General features: G+C 60.2%; 9 protein-coding genes and 1 riboswitch. All 9 genes read right to left on the minus strand.

The genetic code is table 11. From position 1 onward, the window contains the following. Positions 1 to 6: 6 nt before the first annotated feature. The 9 genes from lpdA to GRI43_RS02635 all read right to left on the minus strand — a co-directional run bounded on the left by lpdA (position 7) and on the right by GRI43_RS02635 (position 12,053). Positions 7 to 1,407: a dihydrolipoyl dehydrogenase gene (gene lpdA, locus GRI43_RS02595; protein WP_160729535.1), complete on the minus strand. Its 1,401-nt coding sequence runs from the start codon at positions 1,405 to 1,407 to the stop codon at positions 7 to 9. Between the two features lie 10 nt (positions 1,408 to 1,417). Beyond that, positions 1,418 to 2,644 carry a 2-oxoglutarate dehydrogenase complex dihydrolipoyllysine-residue succinyltransferase gene (odhB, locus tag GRI43_RS02600; RefSeq protein ID WP_160729536.1) on the minus strand — a complete coding sequence of 409 codons (1,227 nt, stop codon included), beginning with the start codon at positions 2,642 to 2,644 and terminating at the stop codon, positions 1,418 to 1,420. Positions 2,645 to 2,655: 11 nt separating this feature from the next. Beyond that, the gene (locus GRI43_RS02605; RefSeq protein WP_160729537.1) at positions 2,656 to 5,505 is read right to left on the minus strand and encodes a 2-oxoglutarate dehydrogenase E1 component; all 2,850 of its coding nucleotides are present in this window, start codon (positions 5,503 to 5,505) and stop codon (positions 2,656 to 2,658) included. 85 nt (positions 5,506 to 5,590) lie between these two features. Beyond that, the gene (gene sucD, locus GRI43_RS02610) at positions 5,591 to 6,481 is read right to left on the minus strand and encodes a succinate--CoA ligase subunit alpha (RefSeq protein ID WP_160729538.1); all 891 of its coding nucleotides are present in this window, start codon (positions 6,479 to 6,481) and stop codon (positions 5,591 to 5,593) included. Further along, a complete protein-coding gene (locus GRI43_RS02615; protein WP_160729539.1) occupies positions 6,482 to 7,105 on the minus strand; it encodes a hypothetical protein in 624 nt (207 codons plus the stop codon). It abuts the gene before it with no gap. Between the two features lie 13 nt (positions 7,106 to 7,118). After that, positions 7,119 to 8,081: a malate dehydrogenase gene (gene mdh, locus GRI43_RS02620; RefSeq protein WP_160729540.1), complete on the minus strand. Its 963-nt coding sequence runs from the start codon at positions 8,079 to 8,081 to the stop codon at positions 7,119 to 7,121. Between the two features lie 308 nt (positions 8,082 to 8,389). Then, positions 8,390 to 10,354, minus strand: a complete 1,965-nt coding sequence (locus GRI43_RS02625) for a putative bifunctional diguanylate cyclase/phosphodiesterase (protein WP_160729541.1) — start codon at positions 10,352 to 10,354, stop codon at positions 8,390 to 8,392. A gap of 83 nt (positions 10,355 to 10,437) precedes the next feature. Beyond that, complete coding sequence (locus tag GRI43_RS02630) at positions 10,438 to 10,743, minus strand: hypothetical protein (protein WP_160729542.1); 306 nt, start codon at positions 10,741 to 10,743, stop codon at positions 10,438 to 10,440. A 125-nt stretch (positions 10,744 to 10,868) separates the two neighbouring features. Continuing rightward, positions 10,869 to 12,053: a cell wall hydrolase gene (locus GRI43_RS02635; RefSeq protein ID WP_235903580.1), complete on the minus strand. Its 1,185-nt coding sequence runs from the start codon at positions 12,051 to 12,053 to the stop codon at positions 10,869 to 10,871. 197 nt (positions 12,054 to 12,250) lie between these two features. Next, positions 12,251 to 12,460: riboswitch (cobalamin riboswitch) on the plus strand. Positions 12,461 to 12,467: the final 7 nt, after the last annotated feature.

Here is a 12,467-nt window from a genome sequence, read left to right on the forward strand (position 1 = left end):
TGTGCCTTAAATGTGGATCGGCTTGCCGGTGACCGCCATCGCCGCCTCTTTCAAGGCTTCGGCGTGGGTCGGGTGGGCGTGGCAAGTGTAAGCAATGTCTTCCGACGTGGCGCCGAATTCCATCGCCTGCGCAGCCTGCGCGATCATTGTTCCGGCTAGGCTGGCAACGATGTGCACGCCCAGAACGCGGTCGGTTTCCGCATCGGCAACGACTTTCACAAAACCGTCGGTGTCGCGGTTCGCCTTCGCCCGGCTGTTGGCCATCATCGGGAATTTCCCGACCTTGACCGTGTGGCCAGCTTCCTTCGCCTCTTCTTCAGTCATTCCGACATCAGCGAATTCCGGCATCGTATAGACTACGCCGGGAATGACCGCGTGGTTCACGATACCGGTTTGTCCGGCAACATTTTCAGCGCAGGCGATGCCTTCGTCTTCGGCCTTATGCGCCAGCATCGGGCCGGGGATTACGTCACCGATTGCCCAAACGCCGTCGACCTTGGTGCGGAAATCGTGGTCCGTTTCGATCTGCCCGCGTTTGTTGGTTTCAAGACCAATCGCGTCGAGGCCCAGTTTGTCGGTGTTGGGACGGCGGCCGATCGATACCAGCACATGGCTCGCGTCGATGGTTTCTGCGTCTCCGCCAGCGGCTGGCTCGACAGTCAGGGTGACTTTCTTGCCCTTGACGGTAGCGCCGGTGACCTTGCTCTTCAGTTTCAGGTCCATGCCCTGTTTCTTGAAGATCTTGCCCGCTTCCTTGCGCATGTCCTTGTCCATGCCCGGCAGCAGCATGTCGAGATATTCGACCACGGTCACCTTCGCGCCGAGGCGCCGCCATACAGAACCGAGCTCGAGACCGATCACGCCGCCGCCGATGACGACGAGATGTTCGGGAACTTCGGAAAATTCGAGAGCGCCGGTCGAATCGACGATCCGGCCCTTGTCATTGTCTACCTCGACACCGGGCAGCGGGGTAACGCTGGAACCGGTGGCGATGATGATGTCCTTGGCAGTGACGGTTTCGCCGCCAACGGTAACCGAATGCGCATCCTTGAAGGTCGCATGGCCCTTGATCCAGGTAACCTTGTTCTTCTTGAACAGGAATTCGATACCGCCGGTCAGTTCACCGACTGCCTTGGTTTTCTCGGCCTGCATCGCGCCCAGATCCAGCTTGGCTGTCGCTTCGATGCCCCAAGTTGCAAAATGCCCGCCGGTCGCTTCCTCGAACAGTTCGGATCCGTGCAGCATCGCCTTGGACGGAATGCACCCGACATTTAGGCACGTGCCGCCCAGAGTCTCGCGGCTTTCCACGCAAGCAGTCTTCAGGCCAAGCTGCGCCGCGCGAATGGCGGCGACATAGCCGCCGGGACCGGCGCCGATAATCAGACAATCGTAATCGTATTCAGCCATAATTCTTTCCTCAGAGATCGATCAGCATCCGTGTCGGATCTTCGATCGCTTCCTTGATAATCTTGAGTGCGGTCACAGCTTCACGCCCGTCAATCAGGCGGTGGTCATAGCTGAGAGCGATGTACATCATCGGGCGCACGACCACTTCGCCGCCCACCACCACAGGGCGGTCTTCGATGCGGTGAAGGCCGAGAACGGCGCTTTGCGGCGGGTTGATGATCGGTGTCGACATCAGCGAGCCAAAGACGCCGCCATTGGAAATGGTGAAGGTGCCGCCCGACATGTCGTCCATCGTCAACGAGCCGTCGCGTGCGCGCTTGCCGAAATCAGCAATGTCTTTCTCGATCTGGGCGAAGCCCTTCTTGTCGACATCGCGAACGACAGGAACGACGAGACCATTCGGCGCGCTGACTGCGACCGAGATATCGACATAGTCGTGATAGACGATTTCATCGCCGTCGATCTGCGCGTTGACCGATGGAACATCCTTCAGCGCGAGATGCGCGGCCTTGGCGAAGAAGCCCATAAAGCCAAGCTTGATGTCGTGCTTCTTGGCGAACAGATCCTTGTACTTCGTCCGCGCCTCGATGACAGCGGTCATGTCCACATCGTTAAATGTGGTCAGCAGCGCGGCTGTATCCTGCGCGCTTTTCAGACGTTTCGCGATGGTCTGGCGCAGGCGTGTCATTTTGACGCGCTCAGTGCCGCGAGCACCGGCCTGCGCGGGTGCGGGGGCTTCGCTGGCAGTGCTGGCCGCTGGGGCCGGAGTATCGCCCTTGGCCTTCGCAGCGGCGATCACGTCTTCCTTGGTCAGGCGGCCATCCTTGCCGGTGCCCTTGACGGTGGAGGGGTCAATCCCGTGTTCCAGAACCGCGCGGCGGACCGCAGGCGAAAGGGTCTGCGAGGAATCGCTGGACGCCGCGTCGCTGCGCTCTTCCTTGCCTTCGTCGGCTTGCTGTTCTTTGCGCCCGGCTTCCTCGCCTTTCGCCGCAGGGGCAGCGCCAGCGGTCACAATCGCAATAACTGCGCCGACTTCGACGGTATCGCCGACTTCAGCTTTCAGTTCCTGCATCACGCCGGCAATCGGGGAGGGGACTTCGATCGCGACCTTGTCGGTTTCCAGGCTGGCGATTGGTTCATCCACGGCAACCGCGTCGCCGGGCTGTTTCAGCCATTCGCCGATGGTACCTTCGGTGACGGATTCGCCGAGAGTGGGGACTTTGATTTCAGTAGCCATGTTTGTTTTCCTCAGCCCTTCTTCGATTTGTTGGGGCGTGAAATTGTAACTTTCGCTGTTTCGCCGACATTGGCGAGATCCAGAGCGAGGCTGGTCAACGCGTCCTGCTGCGCCTCGTGACGTTTGGCGAGGCCGGTGGCAGGCGATGCCGCGACTTCGCGTCCAGCATAGATCGGCCGCAGGTTCTTGCCGGCAGACTGCGCGGCTTCCTCGATCAGGCGATCAACGAAGAACCACGCGCCGTTATTTTTCGGCTCTTCCTGACACCAGACTATTTCCTTGAGGTTCGTCATCCGCTTCAGCCGAACCGCGAGGGGTTCGCCGGGGAAAGGATAGAGCTGTTCGATACGCACGATCGAAACATCTTCAACACCGTGCTTGTCGCGCTTCTCGATCAGGTCGTAGGCAACCTTGCCCGAACACAGCACGAGCCGGCGGATTTTCTCATCCGGGATTTCGGCCGTATCCGACTTGATCCGCATGAAGTGATGTTCGCCCATGAATTCATCGGCACTGCTTTTCGCCATCGGATGACGGAGCAGGCTTTTGGGGGTCATGATGACCATCGGCTTGCGGAACGGGCGCAGCATCTGGCGGCGAAGAACGTGGAAATAGTTCGCCGGGGTGGTGATGTTGCAGACCTGGATATTGTCGTTCGCACACAGCTGCAGGAAGCGTTCAAGCCTTGCGGATGAATGTTCCGGCCCCTGGCCTTCATATCCGTGCGGGAGCAGCATCACGAGGCCATTGGCACGCAGCCATTTGGCCTCGCCGCTGGCAATGAACTGGTCGATCATGATTTGCGCGCCGTTGGCGAAATCGCCGAACTGTGCCTCCCACAGAACCAGTGTCTTGGGGTCGGCCATGGCAAAGCCATATTCGAAACCGAGCACGCCGTATTCCGACAGCGGGCTGTCATAAACCTCGAACTTGCCGTGCGGCAGCTGGCACAGCGGGATGTATTTCTCCTCGCTGTTCTGGTCGATCCAGACGGCGTGACGCTGGCTGAAGGTACCGCGGCCCGAATCCTGGCCGGAGAGGCGGACACCGAAGCCTTCGGTCACGAGGCTGCCGAATGCGAGCGCTTCGCCGGTGGCCCAGTCGAACCCTTCGCCGGTTTCGAACATATCGGCCTTCGCCTTGAGTACGCGGCCGAGTGTCTTGTGGATCTCGTGATCGCCCGGAACGGTGGTCAGCGTGCGGCCCAGACTGTCGAACAGCTTCTTGTCGATCGCGGTTTCCACGTTGCGGCGCGCGTTTTCCGGATCGGCGGGTTTGTTCAGACCGGCCCAGCGTCCGCCGAACCAGTCGGCCTGGTTGGGCTCGTAAGTCTTCGCAGCGTCGAATTCGTCCTGCAGCAGGCTTTCGAATTCCTTGCGCAGCTGCGTATCCGTGCCTTCTTCGATTACACCTTCGCCGATCAGCTTGTCGGAATAGATCTGGCTGACTTTGCGGTGCGAACGGATCGCGTCATACATCAGCGGCTGGGTGAATTTCGGTTCGTCACCTTCGTTGTGGCCAAACCGGCGATAGCACCACATGTCGATCACGATATCGCGTTTGAAGGTCTGGCGATATTCGACCGCCAGCTTGCATGCGAAAGTCACTGCCTCTGGATCGTCGCCGTTGACGTGCAGGATGGGTGCCTGAACGCCCTTTGCAACGTCGGACGGGTAGGGTGAACTGCGCGCGAATTTCGGGCTGGTTGTGAAACCGATCTGGTTGTTGATCACGAAATGCAGACAGCCGCCGGTGTTGTAACCATTGACGCCGGAAAAGCCGAGGCATTCCCACACGATACCCTGGCCGGCAAAGGCAGCATCGCCGTGGATAAGGACGGGCAACACTTCGGCGTGTGCCGCAAGGTCATCGCGGATCGCCTGCTGCGCGCGGGTCTTGCCCAAAACGACCGGGTCGACCGCCTCCAGATGCGAAGGGTTGGGGACCAGCGACATATGCACATCGATGCCATCGAACGCGCGGTCGGTGCTGGTGCCGAGGTGATACTTCACATCACCCGAACCGCCGACTTCGTCAGGCGTCGCACTGCCGCCGGAAAATTCATGGAAGATCACCTTGTACGGTTTGCCCATCACGTTCGCGAGAACGTTCAAGCGGCCACGGTGGGCCATGCCGTAAATGATCTCGCGCACGCCGGCACTGCCGCCATGCTTGATCACGGCTTCCAGTGCCGGGATCATGCTTTCGCCGCCATCGAGGCCGAAGCGCTTGGTGCCGACATATTTCTTGCCGAGGAAGTTTTCGTATTCCTCGCCCCGGATCACTGATGCCAGAATCGCTTTCTTGCCTTCCGGCGTGAACTGGATCGTGTCTTCGGGGCTTTCGAACTTGTCCTGCAGAAACCGCCGCTCTTCAGTGTCGGTGATGTGCATGTATTCAAGGCCGACATTGCCGCAATAGGTCCGCCGCAACACGTCATAAAGGACGCCGACCTTGACCCATTCGTAACCGAAGACGCCGCCGACATAGACTTCCTTGTCTTCCTGCCCGGCGAACCCGTGCCATTCCAGCGTCAGGTCTTCGGGCGTGTCGCGGTGGCTGAGGCCCAGCGGGTCCAGGTTCGCCGCAAGGTGGCCGCGCACACGGTACAGCCGCACCAAGAGCATCGCCCGGATGGAGTCTCCGGCAGCTTCCTCGACCGCCTTGGGGTCGGTCGATTTGCCCGCTTTTGCTGCGGCCTTTTCAACCACGATTTTCATCTGCGTGGGATCGAGCGCCTGCGTCAGATCCTCGTCAGATCCGGCCATCGTGTCGAGCCATGACGGGTTGCCCCAAGATGGGCCCGCCTGCGGTTCGGTTGCCGGATCACCGGGAGAGAAATCGTGGTTTTCGTTACCCATTGGGGTCACCTTTGCCGCCGGAAGTTCCGGCATGAAAATTCAGGTGATGGGGCGCTCCCGGGGAGGAGAAAGCGCCCGCATCAAATCAGGCCAGTTCTTTCAGCATCGCGTCGAGCGTTGTGCCGAGTTCGCTGGGGGAGGGGGATACGCGAATGCCCGCAGCTTCCATTGCTGCGATCTTGTCTTCCGCGCCGCCTTTGCCGCCCGATACAATTGCACCGGCGTGGCCCATGCGGCGGCCGGGAGGCGCCGTGCGGCCGGCGATGAAACCGACTGTCGGCTTGCTGCGGCCCTTAGCTGCTTCGTTCTTGAGGAATTCGGCTGCTTCTTCTTCTGCGCTGCCGCCGATTTCACCGATCATGATCATCGACTTGGTTTCCTCGTCATCCAGGAACAGGTCGAGCACGTCGATGAAGTTGGTGCCGTTGACGGGGTCACCGCCAATGCCGACTGCGGTGGTCTGGCCCAGGCCAACCATCGTGGTCTGGTGCACGGCTTCGTAAGTGAGCGTGCCCGAGCGGGAGACAACGCCGACGCTGCCCTTCTGGAAGATCTTGCCGGGCATGATGCCGATCTTACATTCTTCAGGGGTCAGAACGCCGGGGCAGTTGGGGCCGATCAGGCGCGATTTGGAGCCTTCGAGGGCTGCTTTCACCTTGACCATGTCGAGCACCGGAATGCCTTCGGTAATGGCGATGATCAGTTCAACCTCGGCATCGATCGCTTCGCAAATTGCGTCCGCTGCGAAGGGAGGCGGAACGTAGATGCAGGATGCGGTCGCGCCGGTTTCAGCCACGGCTTCGCGCACGGTGTTGAAGTTGGGCAGGCCGATATGCGTGGTGCCGCCTTTGCCGGGCGTCACGCCGCCAACCATCTTAGTCCCGTAATCGAGCGCTTGCTGGGTGTGGAACGTGCCGGTTTCACCGGTCATCCCTTGGGTGATGACCTTGGTGTCTTTGTTTACGAGAATGGACATTTATTCGGCTCTCTCTTCAGAATTTACAGCAGCGCCATCAGAGCGTGAGGGCGATCTGCCTAAGATCATTATGTAAGGCGAAGGGGTAGGCAAGTGGTCACGCAAAGCAGAGGTCGCTGGCAGATAAGAAATCGATGTCTCGCGGTGGCCTGGAAAAAGGCCGGGGTCCCAAATGGCCATGTGCATTCCTGGTTCGTCGATCACCTTGGTCGGGATCGCCTTCGCGCCCAATCCGGCGAGTTCTTTGCCGCGGAAGTCATCTGTCGGCTCGAAAGTCACCGCATGGCAATCTAGCACATGCGCGCCGCCAGCTTTGGTTCTGCTCACCATCGTAAAGACGTGAGGAACGGCTGGTTTCGCGAATGCTCCGGCTTCGAGGTCGTAGCCCTCGCGATCCGAATGCAGACTTGTCATTGCAGCAAGTCCGTCATGCCCCTTTATGTCGGCAGGGCTCCATCCGTTCGCTTCCAAGGCCGAAAGGACATTTGCCTCAGCCTCCAAGTCCGCGCAGTTCTCGACAAAAGCCTGCACTACCGCAGCCACCGGAACATTTTCCGCCCCTTCTGCAAGCGCAGCACTGGCACCGGTGAACGATGCCAACACAATTGCGACTGCAGAAAACACGGGGCGGAAGTGCTTATGCAAGCGAGCTATCCAGCCCCTTGCACGCTTCGAGCAGTTCTTCGACCGCATCGACGCTGACCTGGAAGCCCTTCTTGGCTTCGTCGTTCAGTTCGATTTCCACGATCCGCTCAACGCCGCCGGCACCGATCACGATGGGAACACCGACATACAGGCCGTCCACACCATACTGGCCTTCGAGATAGGCAGCGCATGGCAGAACGCGCTTCTTGTCCTTGAGATAGGCTTCCGCCATCTGGATCGCGCTGGTTGCAGGGGCGTAATAGGCAGAGCCGTTGCCGAGCAGTTTGACGATTTCGCCGCCGCCCGAACGGGTGCGCGCAACAATCGCGTCCATCTTTTCCTGCGTGGACCAACCCATCTTGATGAGGTCCGGCACGGGGATGCCTGCAACGGTCGAATATTCCAGGATCGGAACCATGGTGTCGCCGTGGCCGCCCAGAACGAATGCAGTGACGTCTTCCATCGACACGCCGAATTCGTCAGCGAGGAAGTGACGGAAGCGCGCGCTGTCCAGCACGCCTGCCATCCCGACCACCTTGTTATGCGGCAGACCGGAAAATTCGCGCAGTGCCCAAACCATCGCGTCGAGCGGGTTGGTGATGCAGATCACGAATGCGTCGGGGCAGTTCGCCTTGATGCCTTCGCCAACGGCCTTCATCACTTTCAGGTTGATGCCGAGCAGATCGTCGCGGCTCATGCCGGGCTTGCGCGGAACGCCAGCGGTAACGATCACTACGTCAGCGCCAGCGATGTCGGCGTAATCGGTTGTACCCTTGAGATTTGCGTCGAAGCCTTCGACGGGGCCGGACTGCGAAAGGTCCAGCGCCTTGCCCGCAGGCATGCCCTCTGCAATGTCGAACAGGACGACATCGCCCATTTCCTTCATCGCTGCGAGGTGGGCGAGAGTGCCGCCGATCATACCGGCGCCTACGAGGGCAATCTTATTGCGGGCCATAAAGGGAAGAGTCCTTCAATCCATGCGGGACCGTTCAAGAACCGAACCGGATGGCGCACCCACGTCCCGCGGGAAAGTCACGCCCGGCCATTACGGTTGCCGAACTAGGCCGCTGAACAGCCGAATGCAACCGCCAATCCCGGAGAGCTGCCAACTATCTTTGCAAATAGTTCGCAATTGCATTAACACGCTGTTGGGCGCGCAATAGCAGAGCCGGGACGGCCCGAGTTCAACTAATGGATTCATGGCAGCCGGTAAGGTTCCCGGCGCTCGGCTCAAGTTGTGGTTGGTGCGGCGTAATGTGCCCGTCAGGCGATGGCCTGGCGTGCCTGTCCGTCTTCGTCTTCCTGAGCCAGCAGCATGGCGGCCAGATAGTCGGGCACGGCGCGGCTGAAATAGTAACCCTGACCCAGCGTACAGCCGGCACTGCGGACCGAGCGGACCTGTTCGATCGTCTCAAGCCCTTCGGCGACGATCTCCATTTCCAGCTTGGAGCCGAGTTCGGCCACCGCGTGGATAATCGCGTCCGTCTTCTTGCCGACATCGGGGCCGGACACGAAGCTGCGATCGACCTTGATCTTGCTGAACGGGTATTTCTGGATGTAGCCGAGCGAGGAATAGCCGGTCCCGAAGTCGTCCAGTGCGAAACGAACGCCGATGGAGGACAGTTCGGCAATGAAGCTTTCCGTGGCACCGTGATCGTCGAGGAACAGGCTTTCGGTCACTTCCAGCTCGAGGCGTGACGGGTCGAGCTTGGCCTCGCGCAGGGCGTTCATGATACCCAGTGCGGCACCGGGTGCCTTAATCTGCAGCGGCGAAAGGTTGACCGCTACCGTAACATGATCCGGCCACTGCGCGGCGGCTTTCGCAGCCTGCGCGGTAATCCAGTTGCCGAGCGTGACGATCACGCCGGTTTCCTCGGCCACGGGGATAAATTCGTCCGGGCGCAATTCGCCTTTTTGCGGGTGGAACCAGCGGATCAATGCTTCGAATGTGCGGATCCGGCCAGTTTCGAGATCGACAATCGGCTGGAAGAAAATCGACAGTTCGTCGCGCTGGATTGCAATCCGCAATTCAGCCTCAAGCTCGCGTCGGCGGGCAAGATCGCGGCTCATCGATTTGTCGTAGAAACAGGTCTGTTTCCGGCCGTTCACCTTGGCATGATAGAGCGCCAGATCGGCGTTTTGCATCAAGGTATCGGCATCGACCCCGTCGTCGGGCAGCAGGGCGATGCCAATGGAAGCGTGGATTTCCATCCGCTCTCCATTGATACGAACCGGACGCATGATTTCCGCGTGAATTTCACTTGCCAGACGCTCGCTTTCACGGCGGTCAGCGACTTCGCAGAAGACGATGAATTCATCACCGCCGAAACGCGAAACGCTCGCGCCATCGGGTGACACCTCGGTCAGACGGGCAGCGATTTCTGTCAGAACCTTGTCCCCGACCGGGTGACCGAGCAGATCGTTCACTTCCTTGAACCGGTCGAGATCCAGCCAGAACAGCGCCAGCATCTTGTCGTCGGCCACATCCATCAGCTTCTCGACCATGTCATGGTTGAGCCCGGCCCGGTTGCTGAGGCCGGTCACTACGTCAGTGCGCGCAAGGACGCGCATTTTCTCTGCCAGCCTTGCGCTGGTTTCGGCCGAGCCGATGGAATCGCGCAAAACCTTGAAAACGTTCATGGTGATGGAAGCCATGGCCGGGATCAGCAGAAGCATGTTCAGGGCCAAAAACAGGAACGGCAACGTCCCGATAATCAGTGCTGCGACGAACACCGGGAACACGACAAGCAATAGCTGGCCCAGTGCAATGACAGGGCGGCCTGCATTGCGGGCGCAGATTCCCACGCCGTAACACATGGCGTTGGCGATCATCAGGACTTCCACCGCCGCGCCGGCTTCCATGACCAGCGTCATGGCGGCAACGCAGCCGATTACGAAAGCATAGCTGAACGCGCCGACTTCGTAGACCACCTCGAGCTGGCGCGTGCTGCGCCCTTGGTCGTCGGGGGAAAGGCCGAGTGCTGCAACAACGCGCGCTATCGCGATCACGCTGAGGATCATGCTCGCGATAAAAATCGAGGGGGAATCGCTGACATATGCCGCAATAGCGGTAGACACGATCCCGTTGATGGCGCCGATCGCAAGGCTGGTTGGCTGGGTGTACAACGTACGCACGAGGGTACGCCGGACGCGCTCCGAAAGCGCATCGTTACGCCGATGACGTTTGAGGAGTTTCTTGAACCCCGTTACAAGCGCAGTCGTTGCCATGACGTCTGCAATAGACAGAACACGTCACCGTTTAGTTAACGCCCGGCTAACGAGGCGCAAACGGCGCTAACATTCTAATGATATTAGAGAAATTGCTGCTGTTTGGCGATCGCGTCTGCCATGCGCCGGTCGAGCGTACGGCAAACGCCGAGCCAATGCTCGTAGGTTTCCCGGTCACCGGCGAAAAAGGCATCCTCTGCCAGCTTGCGCGCTTCGGCTGCTGCGGCAAGGCCGTGCTTGGCAAAATGGCGCAAGGCAGAGTGCAGCAGATGGTCGCTCCCGGCGGTGTCACCATTGTCATTTGCAGGCGAAACCGCATCCCGGCGGGTTAATGCGCGCGCAACGGGCGACAACGCGGCAGTTCGGGCAGCGGCAAAGTGAACGGTCATCGGGGCTGAAACCTTGAATTGTTTGCTTGGGCGTTGGCAGCCCTTTACGCCCAAGGCGCTAAAGCCTGGTTCGAAATCAAGGTTTCGGAGGCGTTAACCTGCTGGCAGAGCGCATTTTTCTCACCCTATTTCGGCTCGTTGATCCAGCGCCCGCTATTGGCGTATTCGGGTTTGATGCCGCTGCTCTCAGGCAGGTTCTCCGCCTCGAACAATGCTTCTCCGCCGCGCTGGGTCACTTCGCGTGAATAGGTTGGTGCAGGGGTTTTCGCGCGCTGCCCGGCGTTGTTTTCAGCGAGCGCTTTAAGCCGCGCCTGTTCATAGGCCTTAGCCAGAGCGACCGGATCAGCCGCTTCGCTGGAACCGGCATCTGCCGCTTGCGCGGCTTTGGATGCACGCGACGAAGCCGCAGGTTCTACCCCGGCATAGCGGGCAGTGAACGCGTTGGGTTTCCCGGCGAGACCTTTCCAGCGATAGAAACGGTGCGCGCCGATCGTGCCGATATGATCGAGGCTTGGCGCCCAGTACGGATAGATCCAGACTGTGTGATAGTGCGTTGCCAGGCCGACCGGATTGTAGACCGATCCGGACAAGGCATCCTGCGCCACTCGCTGCGCCCGGGCCCAGGCACCTGCGCCCGGTGTGCGCTTCATCGAACCGTCGCACGTAAAGCTGAACTGGCAGCCGGTTTTGCGTTCCGAACCCTGAAAAACAACGCCGCACACGCTGTTGGGATAACTGGGGTGGGCGACCCGGTTCAGCACCACCTGCGCCACGGCGCGCTGGCCGCCGATCGCTTCCGATGCGGCCTCGTAATAGATCGCGTTGGTGAGGCATTGCAGCGCACGGGCCTTGCTCAGACCTGCTCCGCTAGAGAGGAACGCGCGTGCAGCCGGACCTGCATTGCGCGATGCGGCCAGTTCGGCTGCCTGCGTTCCGCCTGTACCCGACATGTCGAACAGAGCCAGCGACTTGTCACCCAGATCGGGGACATATCGCGGAGCGTCTTCGAGGTAATAAAACGCAGAGCCGGGAAAACTGCTGCCGCCCTGTTCGAACGGCATGGGTTCGATGTTGGCATATTCAGCGGCCGTCTCCGGTGAGCCAAGTTCGCTCCAGTCAACCGGCGCAGCAAAAGCGGGCACGCCAATGGCCGCTGCCAGCGCAGCGATCCTGCGTCCGCGATGCCGGGTTCCGATCAGCGCGCCCAACCGGTCCCACGCCCGCGCGGCCAAGGGCTTGCGCTTGCTGCGCATACGCGCCTGAAAGCGCGCGGTGCGCTGTTCGGCAGAAAAGGCGGGCTTATCGTTCAATCGGCTTCCTGGATTACCTTGCGCAAACGGCGCGCTTTGCGCGTACCGACAGGCTCGGCGCTGCGCCACGGATCAATCCGCACCGTCCCTTAGCGGTACAGGCTGCAAGACGCAGTTAAGCGCCGTGCTGAATAATTGATTACCGAGCAGTCAGCAGCATGAAAGCTCTGGTTGCATGGCTGACCGCGGCGGAGTATCGGGGCCGCGACGTCATGGGTTGCCGCGCGTAAAGCGGGCCTAAGAGGGAAGGATGTGCGGGGTGTGTCCCCAAATCATCCGCTGCCCCCGCAACTGTGACCGGGGAGCGCTGTCTCCACAATGCCACTGGCCACGCTCGCGCGGCTGGGAAGGCGGAAGCAGCGCAGCGATCCGGGAGCCAGGAGACCTGCCGATGATGGTCGTTCGAGCCGGCGG

The organism is Pontixanthobacter luteolus, assembly GCF_009828095.1.
Taxonomy (GTDB): Bacteria; Pseudomonadota; Alphaproteobacteria; order Sphingomonadales; family Sphingomonadaceae; genus Pontixanthobacter; species Pontixanthobacter luteolus.

Excerpts from the sequence above, each read along its gene's own strand:
- sucD (WP_160729538.1), bottom strand. The coding sequence starts at position 6,481 with ATGTCCATTCTCGTAAACAAAGACACCAAGGTCATCACCCAAGGGATG.
- GRI43_RS02625 (WP_160729541.1), bottom strand. The coding sequence starts at position 10,354 with ATGGCAACGACTGCGCTTGTAACGGGGTTCAAGAAACTCCTCAAACGT.
- GRI43_RS02605 (WP_160729537.1), bottom strand. The coding sequence starts at position 5,505 with ATGGGTAACGAAAACCACGATTTCTCTCCCGGTGATCCGGCAACCGAA.
- lpdA (WP_160729535.1), bottom strand. The coding sequence starts at position 1,407 with ATGGCTGAATACGATTACGATTGTCTGATTATCGGCGCCGGTCCCGGC.
- GRI43_RS02630 (WP_160729542.1), bottom strand. The coding sequence starts at position 10,743 with ATGACCGTTCACTTTGCCGCTGCCCGAACTGCCGCGTTGTCGCCCGTT.
- mdh (WP_160729540.1), bottom strand. The coding sequence starts at position 8,081 with ATGGCCCGCAATAAGATTGCCCTCGTAGGCGCCGGTATGATCGGCGGC.
- odhB (WP_160729536.1), bottom strand. The coding sequence starts at position 2,644 with ATGGCTACTGAAATCAAAGTCCCCACTCTCGGCGAATCCGTCACCGAA.